A 19,023-nucleotide genomic window follows, 5' to 3' on the forward strand; every position below is an offset into this window, starting at 1 on the left:
ACTAATAACCAGTGGGGGATAGACACCCCCGACTAATTAAAGTTTCACTTTATTGAGTTTTGGGATGGAAAGAGTAATTGAGATTCTTAAGGGGAGCTTTCTATAAAAATATAGAAAGTAAATACATTCACAAGAAGGGAGCTCAATATGGAAAAATTGCTAATTGAAGGCGGAAGAGCTTTAAATGGAACAATTCGAGTAAGCGGTGCAAAGAACAGTGCCGTTGCATTAATTCCAGCGACAATTTTAGCAGATACTCCAGTAACTATTGGTGGTGTCCCTAATATTTCGGACGTGAAAATGTTAGGAGACTTACTAGAGGAGATTGGAGGGAAAGTAACTTATGGACAGGAGGAAGAGATGGTAGTCGATCCTTCTAACATGGTTGCAATGCCTTTGCCAAATGGAAAAGTGAAAAAGTTGCGCGCTTCTTATTATTTAATGGGTGCGATGCTTGGCCGTTTTAAAAAAGCTGTTATTGGGCTTCCGGGTGGATGTCATTTAGGACCGAGGCCAATTGATCAGCATATTAAAGGGTTTGAAGCGCTGGGTGCACATGTTACAAATGAACAAGGTGCCATCTATTTAAGGGCAGATGAACTACATGGAGCACGTATTTATTTAGATGTTGTTAGTGTGGGAGCTACGATTAATATTATGCTAGCAGCTGTACGAGCGAAAGGTAGAACTGTTATTGAAAATGCAGCGAAAGAGCCCGAGATTATTGATGTAGCTACATTGTTAACAAGCATGGGAGCACGTATTAAAGGTGCTGGTACAGATGTAATCCGAATAGATGGTGTGGACTCTTTACATGGTTGTCACCATACTATCATCCCAGATCGTATCGAAGCTGGTACGTATATGATTCTAGGAGCTGCATCAGGAGGAGAAGTAACGGTTGATAACGTTATTCCTCAGCACTTAGAATCAGTTACTGCAAAGCTAAGAGAAGCTGGTGTTCAAGTTGAAACGAACGATGATCAAATTACGGTGAACGGTAATAGAAAGTTAAAAGTAGTTGATATCAAAACGCTTGTATATCCAGGTTTTCCAACAGATTTACAACAGCCGTTTACGACGCTTTTAACAAAAGCGCACGGGACGGGAGTTGTAACAGATACAATTTACGGTGCCCGTTTCAAACACATTGATGAATTACGTCGTATGAATGCTCAAATTAAAGTAGAAGGTCGTTCGGCAATTGTAACTGGTCCTGTGTTACTGCAAGGTGCAAAAGTGAAGGCGAGTGATTTACGAGCGGGAGCGGCACTTGTTATTGCAGGGTTAATGGCAGATGGAATTACAGAAGTAACAGGACTTGAGCATATTGATCGAGGTTATGAGAATATAGTGGACAAGCTTAAAGGGCTTGGAGCAAACATTTGGCGAGAACAAATGACAAAACAAGAAATTGAAGAGATGAAGAACGCATAAGTGATACTTCCGCAAGGGGGAAGCGAAGGATCACTACTTGCGGAAGTACACTTTATAGAAAAACACGGTTCACAAAATACGGCAGAAATATAAAGACTTAAAGGAGAGGGATTATTGTGGAAAGAAGTTTATCTATGGAGTTAGTACGTGTAACAGAGGCTGCAGCATTATCATCAGCGCGTTGGATGGGGCGCGGGAAAAAAGATGAAGCAGACGGTGCAGCAACATCAGCTATGCGTGATGTATTTGATACAATTCCGATGAAAGGTACAGTTGTAATTGGTGAAGGTGAGATGGATGAAGCACCAATGCTATATATCGGAGAGAAATTAGGTACAGGATATGGACCACGTGTAGACGTTGCAGTTGATCCTTTAGAAGGGACAAACATCGTAGCAGCTGGTGGCTGGAATGCTCTTGCTGTTATTGCAATTGCAGACCATGGTAATTTGTTACATGCTCCTGACATGTACATGGATAAAATCGCGGTTGGCCCAGAAGCAGTTGGGGCGGTCGACATTGATGCGCCTATTATTGATAACTTACGTGCAGTTGCGAAAGCGAAAAATAAAGATATTGAAGATGTTGTAGCGACAGTTTTAAATCGCCCACGTCATCAAGAAATTATCGAAGAAATTCGTAAAGCTGGTGCTCGTATTAAATTAATTAATGATGGAGATGTAGCTGGAGCGATTAATACAGCGTTTGATCGTACAGGTGTAGATATTTTATTTGGATCTGGTGGAGCACCTGAAGGTGTATTAGCAGCAGTTGCTTTAAAATGTTTAGGTGGAGAAATTCACGGAAAACTATTGCCACAAAACGAAGCTGAATTAGCGCGTTGTAAAAAAATGGGCATAGAAGACATTAATCGTATCCTTCGTATGGAGGACTTAGTAAAAGGTGACGATGCAATCTTTGCAGCAACAGGTGTAACAGATGGAGAACTATTACGCGGTGTTCAATTTAAAGGTAGCGTAGGAACAACGCAATCTCTTGTTATGCGTGCGAAATCAGGCACAGTTCGCTTCGTAGATGGTCGTCATAGCTTAAATAAAAAACCGAACTTGGTTATTAAGTAAAAGGTGGAAGTGGCTCGCTCAGAATCGCAGGACATTGGAACTCTCGACCTTGAAGCGCTCTTTGCTTCGAGTGAGAGAGTGAAATGACTGATCCTTCTAGCCACCGACCATTCTAGCTGCTGAAGCTGGATTAAATAAAAAGCGTAAGCGGCTCCTTCAGAAAGGTTAAAATGGTCGATCTTTTTAACTATCGGAGCTGGAACTAAACTAAATAAGAAGCGAAGACAAATTTTCTTGTCTTCGCTTCTTGTATTTGTGTTCCAACGTATTGATTAAAACTAGATAAAAGGGTTACAATAGTGAATATTACCCTACTTGAACTTATTGCCTTTCATTATTAATTATTTGCCTTCCGTATTTTTCCCTTTACCCATGAAAAAAGAGAATAACGTTAAAGTGTGGTGTCTGAATGAATTTGTCAATTGCAGCATTAGAAAACATGAAATTAAAAGAGTTATACGAGCTTGCGAAAGAATTTAAGATTTCGTATTATAGCAAGTTAACGAAAAAAGAGTTAATCTTTTCTATTTTGAAAGCTCGAGCAGAAAAAGAAGGTTTCTTTTTCATGGAAGGCGTATTAGAAATTATTCAATCAGAAGGATTTGGATTCCTACGTCCTATCAACTATTCTCCAAGCTCAGAAGATATTTATATCTCAGCTTCGCAAATTCGTCGTTTCGATTTACGTAATGGAGACAAAGTTTCTGGTAAAGTACGACCTCCGAAAGAAAATGAACGCTATTTTGGGTTATTACAAGTTGAAGCTGTAAACGGAGATGATCCAGATTCAGCAAAAGAGCGTGTGCATTTCCCTGCATTAACACCATTATACCCAGATCGCCAAATGAAATTGGAAACGGAACCGAAAAAGTTACCGACACGTATCATGGATTTAATCGCACCAGTTGGATTTGGACAACGTGGTTTAATTGTTGCGCCTCCAAAGGCTGGTAAAACAAGTCTATTAAAAGAAATTGCACACAGTGTTACAACAAATCATCCAGAAGCAGAATTAATTGTTCTTTTAATTGATGAGCGTCCAGAGGAAGTAACAGACATTGAACGTTCTGTTAAGGGTGACGTTGTAAGTTCTACTTTTGATGAAGTACCAGAAAATCATATTAAAGTAGCTGAACTTGTGTTAGAACGTGCAATGCGTCTTGTAGAGCACAAAAAAGATGTTATCATTTTAATGGATAGTATTACCCGTTTAGCGCGAGCTTACAACCTCGTTATTCCGCCAAGTGGTAGAACATTATCGGGTGGTATCGACCCAGCGGCTTTCCATAGACCGAAGCGTTTCTTTGGAGCTGCACGTAATATTGAAGAAGGCGGTAGCTTAACGATTTTAGCAACAGCCCTTGTTGATACAGGATCTCGTATGGACGATGTTATTTACGAGGAATTTAAAGGAACTGGAAATATGGAACTTCACTTAGATCGTTCGTTAGCTGAACGTCGTATCTTCCCAGCGATTGATATTCGTCGTTCTGGTACACGTAAAGAAGATCTATTAATTCCAAAAGAGCATTTAGACAAGTTATGGGGCATTCGTAAAACAATGCGTGATACACCAGACTTTGTTGAAAGTTTCTTACGTAAGCTTCGTCAAACGAAGACAAACGAAGAATTTTTACAAAACATTGTTGCAGACTCTAAAAGGTATGTAACAACTAAGTAAAGGGAAAAGATTGGGACTCGCTTATTTTATAGTAAGCGAGTTTTCTTATGCCTTTTAGGTGATATTAAAGAGAGAAATAAGTGGGAGAACCTTAGCTGGTCAGAGCTGATCGAGCCCAAGCCACTTTAAATTTCAAAAGACAAAAACAGGTAGTTGCAAAATGAAGTTAGCCTTGTTATAATTTCATCATATGTGTTTCATCAATATAGTTGTGTATGCAGCTGAAGATGAAAAACTCTGTTTCGAAAATGATTCAGGGCGGAAGGAGATGAAAAGAATGAAAGCAGGAATTCACCCAGATTACAAGAAAGTTGTATTCATGGACACAAACACAGGCTTCAAATTCTTAAGCGGGTCTACTAAAGGCTCTAGCGAAACTGTTGAGTGGGAAGATGGTAACACTTATCCATTACTAAAAGTTGAGATCAGTTCTGATTCTCACCCATTCTACACTGGACGTCAGAAGTTTGCTACTGCAGACGGACGCGTTGATCGCTTCAATAAGAAATACGGTATCAAGTAATAAAAACATAAAACAGGCAAGTGTATGTATTCGCTTGTCTGTTTTTTTTGTGAAAATATTATACCTTTACCCTACTTTTAACTAAAAAGTAGATGAAAGGAGAGCTTCATGTACTTAATAAATCAAAATGGCTGGATTGAAGTGATTTGCGGTAGTATGTTTTCTGGTAAATCAGAAGAGTTAATCCGCCGTGTGCGCCGTACGCAATTTGCAAAACAACATGCAATTGTATTTAAACCATGTATTGATAATCGCTATAGTGAAGAAGACGTTGTATCACATAACGGATTAAAGGTAAAAGCAGTTCCTGTTTCAGCTTCAAAAGATATATTTGAACATATCACTGAAGATATGGATGTAATTGCAATCGATGAGGTACAATTCTTTGATGGGGACATTGTGGAAGTGGTGCAAGTATTGGCAAATCGTGGCTATCGTGTCATTGTAGCTGGTTTAGACCAAGATTTCCGTGGTCTACCATTTGGACAAGTTCCTCAGCTGATGGCAATTGCTGAACATGTGACAAAGCTACAAGCAGTATGTTCTGCATGTGGATCTCCGGCAAGTCGTACACAACGATTAATTGATGGAGAACCAGCGGCATTTGATGATCCGATTATTTTAGTTGGGGCTTCAGAATCGTATGAACCACGATGTCGTCATTGTCATGCAGTTCCTACAAACAAAGACAAGTAAAACTCGCTGCGCAAGGCGGGTTTTTTTCAGAATGGAGAGTGTGGGTGGTGTGAGCCGCTTATGCTTTTAAATATTATCTAGCTCCAGCGGCTAGAATCTCCGGCCATTTCACTCTCTCGCTTGAAGCAAAAAGCGCTTCAAGGTCGAGAGCTCCAATGGCCTGCGATTCTGAGCAAGCCGCTTACGCTTTTAAATATAATTTGCGTTTTTTTGAGTAAGTACCATATACTATTTGTATTAGATACTAGGATGTAGAGGTGAATGATGTGTTAGATCGTTTGCAAGCTGTAGAAAATCGTTATGAGAAGTTAAATGAATTGTTAAGTGACCCAGAGGTTATTAGCGATACAAATAAGCTTCGTGAATATTCAAAGGAACAGTCTGATATACAGGAAACGGTAGAGGTGTATCGTGAGTATAAGGATGTTCGTGAGCAATTAAAAGATGCGAAAGCAATGTTAGAAGAGAAGTTAGACGCAGAAATGCGTGACATGGTAAAAGAAGAGGTTTCTGAGTTAGAATCACAAGAAAAAACGTTATCAGAACGTCTGAAAATTTTACTAGTTCCAAAGGACCCTAATGATGATAAGAACGTTATCGTTGAGGTTCGTGGGGCTGCTGGTGGCGATGAGGCCGCTTTATTTGCTGGTGACTTATACCGCATGTATAGCCGTTATGCTGAGGTTCAAGGTTGGAAAACAGAAATTATCGAGGCTAGCTATACAGAGTTAGGTGGATATAAAGAGATTATCTTTATGATTAACGGTAAAGGTGCTTTCGCGAAGCTGAAATTCGAGAATGGTGCTCACCGTGTACAACGTGTTCCTGAAACGGAATCTGGTGGACGTATTCATACATCTACAGCAACTGTAGCTGTATTACCAGAGGCAGAAGAAGTAGAAATCGACATTCACGAGAAAGATGTTCGTGTTGATACATTCGCTTCTAGTGGTCCTGGTGGACAAAGTGTTAATACAACGATGTCAGCGGTACGTTTAACGCATTTACCGACTGGTGTAGTTGTATCTTGTCAGGATGAGAAATCACAAATTAAGAATAAAGAAAAAGCGATGAAAGTATTACGCGCACGTGTTTATGATAAGTTTAGACAAGAAGCACAAGCTGAATATGATCAAAACCGTAAACAAGCTGTTGGTACGGGTGATCGTTCAGAGCGTATTCGTACGTATAACTTCCCGCAAAACCGTGTTACAGACCATCGAATCGGTTTAACGATTCAAAAGCTAGATCAAATCTTACAAGGTAAGTTAGATGATTTCATCAATGCCTTAGTGATGGAAGATCAGGCTCAAAGGATGGAGGCAGCTGAGTAATGCGTGTCTATGAAGCCCTGAAATGGGCTTCTTCTTTTTTACAGGAAAATGGACGAGATGAAAATGCGGGAGAAATTGTCCTTTGTCATGTATTAAAGATGAACAGAACAGGATTACTTATGAATATGCGTGAAGAAATAAATGAGGAACAAGAGGCAAGCTTTACGGAGTTTATCCACAAGCATGTAGAAGGTATTCCTATTCAATATATGATTGGTTATGAAATGTTTTATGGCCGGTCGTTCTTTGTGAATGAAGAAGTATTAATACCAAGACCGGAAACAGAAGAACTTATAGTAGGAGTATTAGAAAGAATTGAGCGCCATTTTGGTGACAAGGAACTACATGTAGCAGATATAGGCACAGGTAGTGGAGCGATTTCTATTACGCTTGCTTTAGAAAATAAAAATCTCCACGTGTATACAGTAGATATTGCACAAGAGTCGATTGAAGTTGCAAAAGAAAATGCAAAAGCTTTAGGTGCAGAAGTAACGTTCTATCACGGTGATTTATTGTCACCATTTCATAAAACGGGTCAAAAGCTAGATGTTGTTGTTTCAAATCCTCCATATATACCGGAAGAGGATTGGCGTGGTCTTTCTCCTGTTGTGAAAGAGCATGAGCCGAAGAGAGCGCTTGTTGGTGGAGAAGACGGATTAGATTTTTATCGCCGTTTTATGGAAGAATTGCCGAATGTGTTGCAGGAGAAAGCAATTGTAGCGTTTGAAATTGGAGTAGGACAAGGTGAGGATGTAAAAAGATTGTTACAACAAGCTTTTCCACATGCCCATGTTGAGGTTGTTTTTGATATTAACGGAAAAGACCGTATGGTATTTGCAGAGATGGAGTAAGGTTCACACCTTACTCCATTTTTTTGTGGGAAAATTCATATAGATTTTGAATTTAATAGTTTAGAAATATGAAAGTCTGTCCACACTGTTTGTAGAGGGGACGGTGGAGGAAATGAAAAAACAAGTTATTGCTTATCTTCTTATATTATTAATTGGTGCACAGTTACTTGTGCAGTTTGGATATATGAAAGCTGATGCAAAAGGGCCTTCAGTTATTCCGAAAGAGGCCGTTCGATTACGAATTTTAGCAAATAGTGATTCAGATAAAGACCAGGCATTAAAGCGTAAAGTGCGTGATGAAGTAAAAGCACAAATTGATGGATGGGTAGCGGATTTAACTTCATTTGAAGAGGCGCGCAAAGTAATTCAAAGTCATATTCCAGAAATCGAGAAAACGGTGGAAAATACGTTAAAAAGAGAAGGAAGTAAAGAATCATTTCAAGTGAAATTTAGTAAGAATGTAAAGTTTCCTACAAAGGTATATGGGAATTTTATTTATCCAGCAGGAGAATATGAAGCGGTATTGATTACAATTGGAGAAGGTGAAGGGGCGAACTGGTGGTGTGTATTATTTCCACCAATGTGTTTCTTAGATTTTTCGAGTGGGACAGCTGTAAGAAAAGAAGAGCACGTTGTGAAGGCGGAATCTCCTGAAGAGGAGCAGGTGAAACAACTAGATGAGAAAGTAGTAAATACAGAAGAGAAGAAAGTGGATAAGGTTAAAGAAACGAAAGTTGTAAAACAGGAAGTAGTAAAAGAAGTAACAGCTTCTGAAAAGAAAGTAGTAAAAAATGAAACAAAAGTCGAAGAGCAGCCTGTAAGTAAAGAAGAAACAAAAACGGTGGAAAAAGTGGAGAAACCTGTGGAGAAAAAACAAGAAAAGCAAAATGAGTATGTAAAAGTAGAAGAGGAAGAAAAAAAGCCAGAAGTTAAATTGTTTATTGTAGAAGCTTTTACATCTTTATTCTCTAAATAGTACTATTAATAAATCCCTCCTCATATATAAAAATGAGGAGGGATTTATTATGAAGAAAGTGTATTTTGCTACGAAAGCAGATGTGGAAAGATTACATTCTTTTTTCGGACAAGCTAATAAAAAAGATGATAAAATAAATGAGTTGTACGCACAATTTATGATTTTGGAAGAGGCGGAAGAAATAAGAGCTGTAATTGGTTATGAACAAAGTGGGGAAGATGTACTTATTCGTTCTTGTTTATTCACACCTCATGTGGATAAACAGACTTTCTTATATTTTTTTGAAATGTTTTTGCAGTATATGAAAGAAAAAAGTGTTCAACAATTGTACTTACTAACAAACCATCCACAATCTGTACCGATCTTTCAGTTCTTTGACTTTTTTACTATAGAAAAGGATGAGGTTCCAGAGGGTATTCAACAGTTAGAACATTTTTGTAAAAATATAAAAGAGCAGAATGCAATAATACTAAATTGTCAGCTATTCACAAAGTTATCCACGGATTAATTGGGTTTATCCACATTTTGTGGATAAACCTTGTTTGTCTTTTGGATAAATCTCATAGTAAACTAAAAATAGACAAGTATTTAAGGGTAGAAAAGGACGTGGAAAAAAATGCATACAAATATGTGGGTTGTGGATAATGTTGTGGAAAGAAAAAAATATTATCCACAGTTACAAGAAGCAGCAAAATTATTAAGAGAAAATGAGGCGGTTGCTTTCCCTACGGAAACAGTATATGGGTTAGGTGCAAATGCGATGGATGATGAAGCAATCGCGAAAATTTTCGAAGCGAAAGGAAGACCGAGTGATAATCCACTCATTGTCCACATAGGTACAAAATCTCAGTTAGATGGGATTGTGAAAGAAATCCCACCAGTTGCAGAGAAGTTAATGGCGCATTTTTGGCCAGGACCATTAACAATTATTTTGCCGAGAAAAGAAGGGATTTCAGAGAGGGTGACGGCGGGACTTAATACGGTTGGGGTAAGAATGCCTGATCATCCAGTTGCACTTGCTCTTATTGAAGAGGCGAATGTACCTGTTGCGGCACCAAGTGCGAATCGTTCAGGGCGTCCAAGTCCAACACTAGCTTCTCACGTATATGAAGATTTGAATGGGAAGATTGCAGGTATTGTTGATGGTGGTGCAACTGGAGTAGGCGTTGAATCAACTGTAATTGATTGTACAAGCACGGTTCCAACAATATTACGTCCAGGTGGGATTACGAAAGAACAGTTAGAAGCGGTGATAGGTACCGTTTCTTTAGATCCAGCTTTAAAGGATGAGAAGGAAAAACCGAAATCACCTGGAATGAAATACACACATTATGCGCCGAAAGCACCACTTAGTATTGTTGAGGGCTCGCGTGAGTTTATTCAGCAACTTGTGGATGAGAAAAAGGAAGAAGGATTTAAAGTAGGCGTATTAACGACGGAAGAGTATCAGCATGTATATAACGCAGATGTTATATTGTCTTGTGGTGTTAGAAGTGACTTAGCTAGCGTTGCGACTAAATTATATGATGTACTTAGAACATTTGATGCAAGTGAAGTGGATGTTATTTTTAGTGAGTCGTTCCCTAATGAAGGAATAGGAAATGCTATTATGAATCGTTTAACAAAAGCGGCAGGACATCATATTATTATTGAATGATAAGGTAAGGTTAGCAAACAGAATATTTCTCCTTGGATAAGCATATTGTGAAGTAGCACGTCCAAGGAGGGGCATGAATGACGTTTGAACAGCTAATACCTTTAATAATTATGGCATTCGCCTTAGGGATGGATGCGTTCTCGGTGAGTCTTGGTATGGGGATGATGCCCCTAAAGTTAAGACAAATCCTGTATATTGGTATGACGATAGGGATATTTCATATTATTATGCCATTTATAGGGATGGTACTAGGTCGTTTTTTATCAGAGAAGTATGGAGATATTGCACATTTTGCGGGTGCTATTTTATTAATCGGACTAGGTTTTTATATCGTATATTCGACCATTTTACAAAATGGAGAGACTAGAACTGTCCCTATTGGAATTAGCTTATTCGTATTTGCATTTGGCGTTAGTATAGATAGTTTCTCAGTAGGGCTTAGTCTTGGTATTTATGGGGCACAAACAATCATTACGATATTACTTTTTGGATTTGTTAGCATGTTGTTAGCGTGGATTGGTTTATTAATTGGTAGACATGCGAAAGATATGCTCGGTACATATGGCGAGATAGTAGGTGGCATCATTCTAGTTGGATTTGGATTATATATCCTTTTTCCTATATAATTTTATGTAGGAGGGAATTATGAACAAGCTATTGGGATGGTATGTTAAGTTTTTAACCTTCTTTCCTCGATGGCTAAGAAGGCTTATAATTTGGGGTATTATTTTGCAAATTGCAATTTTAGGTTGGATTAAGTTAATTCGCGAATAGTAAGATAGCTCCTTTCTGTGCATAGTTTTGTTTGTACTATATTGATTGCGCTAAAAAATTACACATATAGAAAGGATGAGATGAATGACAAGATTGAAGCAAGTTTTTGGTATTATTATTAGTTTTTTTGTTTTTTGGTTTAGTATGCTCGGTGTACAAATGTTTGCTGAGTTTTTAGATATTGAGTCATTGAAATTTGTTGCGGGAAAGACTGAGGCGGCGCGTGCTTTTTACTCTCCGTACCCGTTTTTAATTGTTTTTCTTATTACACTGCTTTCCCTATACTTCTTCGTAATTAAGCTAGGGAAACCGAAAAAAGAAAAACTCCCTACTTTAGAGGAAAAGAAGGAAGAATTACAATGATAAAAATCCCCTGCTAAAAAGCAGGGGATTTTTATGTTTGAGTGATGGCAGGGATCGATTCTGAGCGAGCCGCTTCCGCTTTTAGATATTATCCAGTTCCAGCGGCTAGAATGGTCGGTGGCTTCGCGTCTTCCTATGAGGCAAAAAGCGCCTCTACGTCAGAAGCTCCATCCCCCTCTCATTCTGAGCGAGCCGCTTCTGCTTTTAAACTGGCCTAACCAGTTCAAATTGTTCTCCTAATTTTGCATAGTTGTGTCCTGCTAGGCGGCTTATTGGTTTGAGTCCTTCTGCGTGAATGCGCCCTTTTTCATATAGATGCTCGGCAACGTGGAAACGAACGACGCGTCCAATTAGTAGATCACAAGCTGGTGAGTCTTCTGTTCCACCAAGTGGAATTGCACGTTCTAATATACATTCCATTCGAATATTTGCTTCTTTTACACCTGGAACAGAGATGACTTCACTTTCAATTGGTGTTAGTTTTGCTAGTTCAATTTCACTTTCATTTGGCGGGAGATTAGCTGCTGTTTCGTTAATTGCTGCTACATATGATTCGTCAGAAATATGTACGACAAATTCACCTTTTTCAATTGCGTTTCGGGAAGTGTCCTTTCTTTCTCCGGCTTTTCGTTGTACAGAAACAGAGATAAGTGGTGGATTAGCAGCGACAATATTGAAATAACTATATGGTGCGCCGTTTAATACACCGTCTTTTGTTACAGAAGTAACGAATGCGACAGGGCGAGGGATGATACTTCCAGTAAGTAATTTGTAATTATCTTTTTCAGTTTGTTCATTTGGATTAATGGATAACATGCTTGTAATCCCCTTTCTAAATATGAATACTTATTGTTTGTTTACAAGATATCGGTGAGAAAATCCTGCTGGAAATAATATTTTGTTTCATAAAAAGAACTTACTTCAATTGTAATGAAGTAAGTTCTTTTTCAAGAATCTCAAGATTGAGATGAAAATTAAAGTAAAACGTATGCGCCAGGTCCGATTAAAGCTACACCAACAGCAACAGCGATTAACATTAAATTATATTCATATCCGTTTTGTGTCACCCAGTAACCATTTTTCCCGTGAACAGTGAAGATAGCCATTAACATTGTTCCAACGATAAATAATGAGCCAACTATAATGAAAATACCTGATGCGAATAAGAAACCACCTAGTAATTCAGTTGCACCAGCCATAAATGCCATAAATACACCAGGACGTAAACCGATTGATTCCATCCAGCCACCTGTTCCTTTTAAACCGTAACCGCCGAACCAACCAAATAATTTTTGAGCACCATGACCCATGAATGTAATTCCTATAATAAGACGAATAATAAGAAGACCGAAATCCATCATTTTTAAAAACCTCCTAAAAGTTATTAACTTACCTTATGTAAGTAATAATAAAATAGTTACTTACTTTAGTCAAGCGGATTTTAAAAAAAGTTTGAATTAAATTTTACAAATTAACAACAAAAAACAAAATGTAGTAAAGACCTCTAGACAAGTTGGGCAAAAAAAGAGAAAATATAAATAGAAGTTAACTTCTTATTGTTATTCAGACAATCAGAATTGACTGGAATTTTGTGAAGCGCTACAATAAGAGTCTATTAGTAATGACGTAATTTATTTCGAAAGCGTTTTTACAGTATAATATTCGAAGTATGAAGTCTTACATGTATCCCGAGCTTTACTAGGGATTGCCCTATAAACTTTTAGGTAAATTATAAGGAGGACTATCCTATGTTTAAAAAATTATTTGGTCTTGGTTCAAAAACAAATGAAGAAACAATCGTAGCTCCATTAACTGGAGCAGTGAAAAATATTGAAGAAGTACCAGATCCAGTATTCGCTGGTCGTATGATGGGTGACGGTGTTGCAATCGATCCTACTGAAGGTGTAGTTGTATCTCCAGTTGATGGTGAAATCGTACAATTATTCCACACAAAACATGCTATCGGAATTAAAGCGAAAAACGGCACAGAAATTTTAATCCACGTTGGATTAGAAACTGTAAAAATGGAAGGCGAAGGTTTCGAAGCTCACGTTTCTGAAGGCCAAGCTGTAAAAGCTGGAGATAAATTAATCTCATTCGACTTAGAATTAATCCGTGAAAAAGCGAAAAGCACAATTACTCCAATCGTTATTACAAACACAGATGCAGCTGAGTCTATTAAGACAACTGTAGGCGTAACAGCTACAAAAGGTTCAACAGAAGTAATGAAAGTTACAATGAAATAATTGCTGTATAAGAGGAATCCGTTTCGTATGAAATGGATTCCTTATTTTTGTTGCATATTCAGTAGGTATGTTAAAATACTCTGGGCACTTGGAAATAGGGTTTCACATATATGTGGATAAGGCGCATTTTTCTTAGAAAAAATATAAGAGAACTGCGCTTTTTGTATATTCACATTTCTTTTGTTCTATTCTAATGTAAGTTATGATGAGTGGTAAGAAATCGAATATAGGGGTGGGGTTGGATGAAACGAGTGTTATTTGTTTGTACTGGCAATACATGTCGTAGTCCGATGGCTGAGGCGTTGCTTCGTCATCACGGAGGAGATAGGTTTGAAGTGCAATCTGCCGGTGTTTTCGCCTATCCTGGGAGCGATGCATCGGTATATGCGAAGGAAGCTTTAGCTGAAAAAGGGATTTCAATTAATCATGCCGCGCAGCAAGTAAACGAAACTTTGCTTGATTGGGCTGATATTGTCGTAACGATGACAGAAAATCATAAATACATTGTACTTGGGCATTATCCGAGTGTTGAAAAGAAATTGAATACGTTATATGGATTAACTGAAGGTATAGGTAAGGACATTTCAGATCCATTTGGAGGCTCGCTTTCTATTTATAAAGAAACGTTAGATGAGATGGAAAAACTTGTACAAACTTTACTGAAAAAACATTCAGTAGGTTGATGTTTCGTGTATAATACGATATTGGAGATCACTTCGTCCTATTGAGGTAGCGAGTGTGAAATGAAGATAATTGATTGAAACTTTGGAGGGGTAAAAATGAAAGTAGTAATAGCATCTGATCACGGCGGTATGAATATCCGCAAAGAACTTGTAAGTTTATTAGAAGAGTTAAATATTGAATATATTGATTTAGGTTGTGAATGTGAATCTGGTTCTGTTGATTACCCTGACTTTGCGTTTCCGGCAGCTGAAATGGTAGCGAATGGTGAAGTAGATCGTGGTATTTTAGTTTGTGGGACAGGCATTGGTATGTCAATCGCAGCAAACAAAGTAAATGGTATCCGTTGTGCGTTAGTTCATGATACTTTCAGTGCGAAAGCAACGAGAGAGCATAATGACACTAACATGCTAGCAATGGGCGAGCGTGTAATTGGTGCTGGTCTAGCGCGTGATATCGCAAAAATCTGGTTAACAACTGACTATGAAGGTGGTCGTCACGAAAACCGCGTAGGAAAAATTAAAACATACGAAACAAAGTAATAGATTCTAACTATTAGTAGTGTGAAATATAATTTGGTGAACCAACCTGTGAAAGGAAGAGGCGTAATGACAGAAATCGTAAAAGTAAGAGAACAGCTACAAATGTCGCTTTCTGATTTCCAAGAACAAGCTTCATTACAAAGCGGTCAAATTTTTGTAGTGGGTTGTAGCACGAGCGAAGTGCTAGGCGAAAGAATTGGAACATCAGGAACGATGGAAGTAGCAGAGGCGATTTTTTCTGAGTTAAAACAATTTCAAGAGCGAACAGGTATTGAATTAGCGTTTCAATGTTGTGAGCATTTAAACCGTGCTTTAGTAGTTGAGAGAGAAGTAGCGATAAAATATCAATTTGAAATTGTAACAGTTACGCCTGTTAGATCAGCAGGTGGTGCATTGGGGACGTATGCGTATCACAATTTGAAAGATCCGGTAGTAGTTGAGTTTATTAAAGCAGATGCAGGAATGGATATTGGTGATACATTTATTGGTATGCATTTAAAACATGTAGCTGTTCCGGTTCGTACAAGTGTGAAGGCAATTGGAAGTGCGCATGTAACGATGGCCAAAACACGTGGAAAACTAATTGGCGGAGCACGTGCTGTTTACGCGGTGACGGAAGAGACTACCACTTGCCGTTAAATATGAGAAATTAGGAAGTCATATAGTAGCTGTTTATCATAAGATAAAAGGTATGTTGTCTGACTTTATAGTAGAAGAAAGAAAAGACCGATTTTCGGTCTTTTTTTTCTTTTATGATATAGAAAGTCATGTTAGAATGTAGTTGAAAACATGAAGGTTCGAAAGAATTACAACCTGAATTTTCGTTTTTTCTGAATAAATGAGAAAAAACTGTTGGGAATCGATGTAATTCGTTCAGAAAAGGGGGATTTTGGTGGATCATTTAAAACGTCAAGATGAAAAGGTATTTGCTGCAATTGAGGCAGAACTAGGAAGACAGCGTTCAAAGATTGAGTTAATTGCTTCGGAAAACTTTGTAAGTGAAGCGGTAATGGAGGCGCAAGGTTCTGTTTTAACAAATAAGTATGCTGAAGGATATCCTGGAAAACGTTACTATGGTGGCTGTGAACACGTAGACGTAGTAGAAGATATCGCACGTGATCGCGTAAAAGAAATTTTTGGCGCAGAGCACGTAAACGTTCAACCACACTCTGGTGCACAAGCGAACATGGCAGTATACTTCACAATTTTAGAGCAAGGCGATACAGTACTTGGTATGAATTTATCTCATGGTGGTCACTTAACACACGGAAGCCCTGTTAACTTCAGTGGAGTACAATATAATTTCGTAGAATATGGCGTGGATGCTGACTCTCACCGTATTAATTACGATGATGTATTAGCAAAAGCGAAAGAACATAAACCAAAATTAATCGTTGCAGGTGCAAGTGCATACCCTCGTGTTATCGATTTCAAACGATTCCGTGAGATTGCAGATGAAGTGGGTGCATACTTAATGGTGGATATGGCACATATCGCTGGTTTAGTAGCTGCTGGCTTACATCCAAATCCAGTACCACATGCACATTTCGTTACAACGACAACACATAAAACGTTACGTGGTCCGCGCGGTGGTATGATTTTATGTGAAGAGAAGTTTGCAAAACAAATTGATAAATCAATCTTCCCTGGTATTCAAGGTGGTCCACTTATGCACGTAATCGCTGCAAAAGCTGTTGCGTTTGGTGAGACACTTCAAGAGGATTTCAAAACGTATGCACAAAATATCATTAACAATGCGAACCGCTTAGCTGAAGGTCTTCAAAAAGAAGGACTTACACTTGTTTCTGGCGGAACAGACAATCACTTAATCTTGATTGATGTTCGTAACCTAGAAATCACAGGTAAAGTAGCAGAGCACGTATTAGATGAAGTTGGTATTACAGTGAACAAAAATACAATTCCATTTGAAACAGCAAGCCCATTTGTAACAAGTGGTGTACGTATCGGTACAGCAGCTGTAACATCTCGTGGTTTCGGTTTAGAAGAAATGGATGAAATTGCGTCACTTATTGCTTATACATTAAAAAATCATGAGAATGAAGCTGCATTAGAAGAAGCACGTAAGCGTGTAGAAGCGTTAACGAGCAAATTCTCAATGTATCCAAATCTATAATAGATTGAAGAAGACTGCTGAAACGTAATTGTTTTGGCAGTCTTTTTTGTGGACATATATTATTTTTAAAGTATGTATACAAATGATGAATAAATTTTGGCGATATAATGAAGGATACAGCTCCCATAATTGGTAAAGATACTAGATAGATTCATCGTAAAATCATGATTTTGCCAAATTTGCCCTTGAATATTAGTAGCGTTTTCTTTACAATCGTAAATAGTGTAAAAAAGCGTGCAAACGCATGAATATCATCTAAAGGAGAGATTCACATGGGAAAACTGTATGTATTTGATCACCCGTTAATTCAACATAAGATTACATATATTCGCGATAAGAATACAGGTACGAAAGATTTTCGTGAATTAGTGGACGAAGTAGCAAGCTTAATGGCTTTCGAAATTACTCGCGACCTTCCGCTTAAGGATATTGAAATTGAAACGCCTGTAAGCAAAGCGACAACAAAAGTGATCGCTGGTAAAAAACTTGGTTTAATTCCGATTTTACGTGCAGGTTTAGGAATGGTTGATGGAATTCTGAAATTAATTCCAGCAGCAAAAGTAGGACACGTTGGTTTATACCGTGACCCTAAAACATTGCAACCGGTAGAATACTATGTGAAACTTCCAACGGATGTAGAAGAGCGTGACTTTATCGTACTAGATCCGATGCTAGCAACAGGTGGTTCTGCGGCTGAAGCAATTAACTCTCTGAAAAAGCGCGGTGCGAAACAAATTAAATTAATGTGTATCGTTGCAGCTCCAGAAGGGGTAAAAGTAGTACAAGAAGAACATCCCGATGTTGATATTTATGTAGCAGCATTAGATGAGAAATTAAATGACCACGGATATGTAGTACCAGGTCTTGGTGATGCTGGTGACCGTTTATTCGGAACGAAGTAAGACAACTGACGAGCAGGGGAGATTCCCCTGCTCGTTTTTTTTTTGCTGTAAGCAAGTAGGGGAGGGGAGAGGATAAATATACATCGTATATACAACATAAGTTGCATACACATCACATATAATATAGAAGTCTTACGTCTGAAGAACACTATATTATGGAAGAAAAGCGTTATATCTCGAAAATATAATAGTGACAAACTTGTGAACATTTCCTTCTATTATAAAGAGAAAACTGTTAGAAATTGCATATATGTAACCAGTATTTAGAAGGGGAACGTTTTCATTTTTGGGAGGAAATGCCTAATACTCAAATTTTTAGATTTTTTACGATTTCTCGTTGACACTGTTAATACCCTATTGTATGCTAACAACGGGGATAGATGGTAGGGCTTTCAGTGACAAAAATACATCTATTCCGTGACGAAAATGTAAACTTTTTGTTTTGTATAGGATTTATGCAAAAAAATGAGTTATTATTAACACATCGTGAATGAGGGTTACATATTGGAGGGATGAATCCTTGCAAAAAAACGATCGCAGCCATATAAAAGCATATGCTTTAATGTCAGGAATTCTTGCTCAATTAGTCGGTTCTATACTTGTTGGAATCTTTGGTGGGCAGTGGATTGATAATAAGGTTGGAACGTTTCCATTGTTTCTTATTATAGGGTTATTACTCGGGTTAGGAACAGGGGTATACGCAATGATTCGACTCATTCGACATTACTATTCGGGAGAGCAATGATGATAGACGTACATGGACTTGTCCAAAGACAAAAGAAATATATGTACTACTTGCTTGCGCTTCTAGTGCTAGGATGGGGATTTACCTCTTACAAGGATGTATTTCTTGGGCTGATTATCGGAACGATTTTCAGTTTTCTTAGTTTGCGCATCATTGCACGTAGAACAGACAAGCTGTTAGATCGCGTAACAAATGGAGAAAACGTGAAGTTTAAGGCGACAGCTGTAAGTACATATTCAAGATTCGCCACGATTGGGTTATTAATTTTATTTGCAGCCAAATATCAAGAGTTAATTGCGATGTGGGGCTTAGGTGTAGGATTGCTGACAGGATACCTTGTCATGATCATAGATTTTCTTTATTTAGAGTATAAGAGCAGGGAAGAGAGGTGAATTACTA

Annotated in this window: 24 protein-coding genes; 22 read left to right on the forward strand and 2 right to left on the reverse strand. The window is 38.1% G+C overall.

What is annotated here, in order from left to right; translation table 11 throughout:
* The first annotated feature begins 147 nt into the window (after positions 1–147).
* From murA to MHI28_RS19000, 13 genes are all read left to right on the forward strand, one after another.
* The gene (murA, locus tag MHI28_RS18940; RefSeq protein WP_000413248.1) at positions 148–1,437 is read left to right on the forward strand and encodes a UDP-N-acetylglucosamine 1-carboxyvinyltransferase; all 1,290 of its coding nucleotides are present in this window, start codon (positions 148–150) and stop codon (positions 1,435–1,437) included.
* A gap of 116 nt (positions 1,438–1,553) precedes the next feature.
* Positions 1,554–2,519, forward strand: coding sequence for a class II fructose-bisphosphatase (glpX, locus tag MHI28_RS18945; RefSeq protein ID WP_000442340.1), 966 nt, complete (start codon positions 1,554–1,556; stop codon positions 2,517–2,519).
* Between the two features lie 409 nt (positions 2,520–2,928).
* Positions 2,929–4,200, forward strand: a complete 1,272-nt coding sequence (gene rho / locus MHI28_RS18950) for a transcription termination factor Rho (protein ID WP_001053903.1) — start codon at positions 2,929–2,931, stop codon at positions 4,198–4,200.
* 277 nt (positions 4,201–4,477) lie between these two features.
* The gene (locus MHI28_RS18955) at positions 4,478–4,723 is read left to right on the forward strand and encodes a type B 50S ribosomal protein L31 (protein WP_000643435.1); all 246 of its coding nucleotides are present in this window, start codon (positions 4,478–4,480) and stop codon (positions 4,721–4,723) included.
* A gap of 108 nt (positions 4,724–4,831) precedes the next feature.
* Positions 4,832–5,419 carry a thymidine kinase gene (locus MHI28_RS18960; RefSeq protein WP_000280851.1) on the forward strand — a complete coding sequence of 196 codons (588 nt, stop codon included), beginning with the start codon at positions 4,832–4,834 and terminating at the stop codon, positions 5,417–5,419.
* Positions 5,420–5,685: 266 nt separating this feature from the next.
* Positions 5,686–6,753, forward strand: coding sequence for a peptide chain release factor 1 (prfA, locus tag MHI28_RS18965; RefSeq protein WP_000887066.1), 1,068 nt, complete (start codon positions 5,686–5,688; stop codon positions 6,751–6,753).
* Positions 6,753–7,604, forward strand: coding sequence for a peptide chain release factor N(5)-glutamine methyltransferase (gene prmC / locus MHI28_RS18970; protein ID WP_001267024.1), 852 nt, complete (start codon positions 6,753–6,755; stop codon positions 7,602–7,604). The genes prfA and prmC overlap by 1 nt, the downstream gene beginning before the upstream one ends.
* Before the next feature lie 112 nt (positions 7,605–7,716).
* Positions 7,717–8,580, forward strand: coding sequence for a stage II sporulation protein R (spoIIR, locus tag MHI28_RS18975; RefSeq protein ID WP_000745069.1), 864 nt, complete (start codon positions 7,717–7,719; stop codon positions 8,578–8,580).
* Between the two features lie 49 nt (positions 8,581–8,629).
* Positions 8,630–9,088, forward strand: coding sequence for a mechanosensitive ion channel protein (locus MHI28_RS18980; RefSeq protein WP_000758437.1), 459 nt, complete (start codon positions 8,630–8,632; stop codon positions 9,086–9,088).
* A gap of 108 nt (positions 9,089–9,196) precedes the next feature.
* A complete protein-coding gene (locus MHI28_RS18985) occupies positions 9,197–10,237 on the forward strand; it encodes an L-threonylcarbamoyladenylate synthase (RefSeq protein ID WP_000557357.1) in 1,041 nt (346 codons plus the stop codon).
* Between the two features lie 77 nt (positions 10,238–10,314).
* Positions 10,315–10,863 (forward strand): manganese efflux pump MntP, encoded by a 549-nt coding sequence (locus MHI28_RS18990; protein ID WP_000142476.1) that lies wholly within the window; start codon positions 10,315–10,317, stop codon positions 10,861–10,863.
* Between the two features lie 19 nt (positions 10,864–10,882).
* A complete protein-coding gene (locus tag MHI28_RS18995; protein ID WP_001037654.1) occupies positions 10,883–11,011 on the forward strand; it encodes a hypothetical protein in 129 nt (42 codons plus the stop codon).
* 84 nt (positions 11,012–11,095) lie between these two features.
* The gene (locus MHI28_RS19000; RefSeq protein WP_000197471.1) at positions 11,096–11,374 is read left to right on the forward strand and encodes a DUF3935 domain-containing protein; all 279 of its coding nucleotides are present in this window, start codon (positions 11,096–11,098) and stop codon (positions 11,372–11,374) included.
* Between the two features lie 204 nt (positions 11,375–11,578).
* On the opposite strand, the gene MHI28_RS19005 is transcribed toward MHI28_RS19000, so the two are convergent.
* Together MHI28_RS19005 and MHI28_RS19010 are read right to left on the reverse strand one after the other, a co-directional pair.
* Complete coding sequence (locus tag MHI28_RS19005; RefSeq protein ID WP_000949048.1) at positions 11,579–12,190, reverse strand: flavin reductase family protein; 612 nt, start codon at positions 12,188–12,190, stop codon at positions 11,579–11,581.
* Between the two features lie 158 nt (positions 12,191–12,348).
* Positions 12,349–12,735 carry a DoxX family protein gene (locus MHI28_RS19010; RefSeq protein ID WP_000968613.1) on the reverse strand — a complete coding sequence of 129 codons (387 nt, stop codon included), beginning with the start codon at positions 12,733–12,735 and terminating at the stop codon, positions 12,349–12,351.
* A 387-nt stretch (positions 12,736–13,122) separates the two neighbouring features.
* Between MHI28_RS19010 and MHI28_RS19015 the strand changes: the two genes are divergently transcribed.
* The 9 genes from MHI28_RS19015 to MHI28_RS19055 all read left to right on the forward strand — a co-directional run bounded on the left by MHI28_RS19015 (position 13,123) and on the right by MHI28_RS19055 (position 19,016).
* Entirely contained in the window at positions 13,123–13,620 is a 498-nt protein-coding gene (locus MHI28_RS19015; protein WP_000473666.1) for a PTS sugar transporter subunit IIA, read from the forward strand.
* Positions 13,621–13,862: 242 nt separating this feature from the next.
* Positions 13,863–14,303 carry a low molecular weight protein arginine phosphatase gene (locus MHI28_RS19020; RefSeq protein WP_000832380.1) on the forward strand — a complete coding sequence of 147 codons (441 nt, stop codon included), beginning with the start codon at positions 13,863–13,865 and terminating at the stop codon, positions 14,301–14,303.
* Positions 14,304–14,399: 96 nt separating this feature from the next.
* On the forward strand, positions 14,400–14,843 hold the full coding sequence (gene rpiB / locus MHI28_RS19025) for a ribose 5-phosphate isomerase B (protein ID WP_000869546.1): 444 nt from the start codon (positions 14,400–14,402) through the stop codon (positions 14,841–14,843).
* 66 nt (positions 14,844–14,909) lie between these two features.
* The gene (locus MHI28_RS19030) at positions 14,910–15,482 is read left to right on the forward strand and encodes a TIGR01440 family protein (RefSeq protein WP_000136383.1); all 573 of its coding nucleotides are present in this window, start codon (positions 14,910–14,912) and stop codon (positions 15,480–15,482) included.
* A gap of 253 nt (positions 15,483–15,735) precedes the next feature.
* Positions 15,736–16,977 carry a serine hydroxymethyltransferase gene (glyA, locus tag MHI28_RS19035; protein WP_000349800.1) on the forward strand — a complete coding sequence of 414 codons (1,242 nt, stop codon included), beginning with the start codon at positions 15,736–15,738 and terminating at the stop codon, positions 16,975–16,977.
* Between the two features lie 272 nt (positions 16,978–17,249).
* Complete coding sequence (gene upp / locus MHI28_RS19040; RefSeq protein WP_000517539.1) at positions 17,250–17,879, forward strand: uracil phosphoribosyltransferase; 630 nt, start codon at positions 17,250–17,252, stop codon at positions 17,877–17,879.
* Between the two features lie 380 nt (positions 17,880–18,259).
* Entirely contained in the window at positions 18,260–18,373 is a 114-nt protein-coding gene (locus MHI28_RS19045) for a DUF4024 domain-containing protein (RefSeq protein ID WP_000232961.1), read from the forward strand.
* A gap of 26 nt (positions 18,374–18,399) precedes the next feature.
* Positions 18,400–18,624 (forward strand): AtpZ/AtpI family protein, encoded by a 225-nt coding sequence (locus tag MHI28_RS19050; RefSeq protein ID WP_001171223.1) that lies wholly within the window; start codon positions 18,400–18,402, stop codon positions 18,622–18,624.
* Positions 18,624–19,016 carry an ATP synthase subunit I gene (locus MHI28_RS19055; RefSeq protein WP_000567600.1) on the forward strand — a complete coding sequence of 131 codons (393 nt, stop codon included), beginning with the start codon at positions 18,624–18,626 and terminating at the stop codon, positions 19,014–19,016. The genes MHI28_RS19050 and MHI28_RS19055 overlap by 1 nt, the downstream gene beginning before the upstream one ends.
* Positions 19,017–19,023: the final 7 nt, after the last annotated feature.

Source organism: Bacillus sp. FSL K6-0268, from assembly GCF_038005425.1.
GTDB lineage: Bacteria > Bacillota > Bacilli > Bacillales > Bacillaceae_G > Bacillus_A > Bacillus_A thuringiensis_S.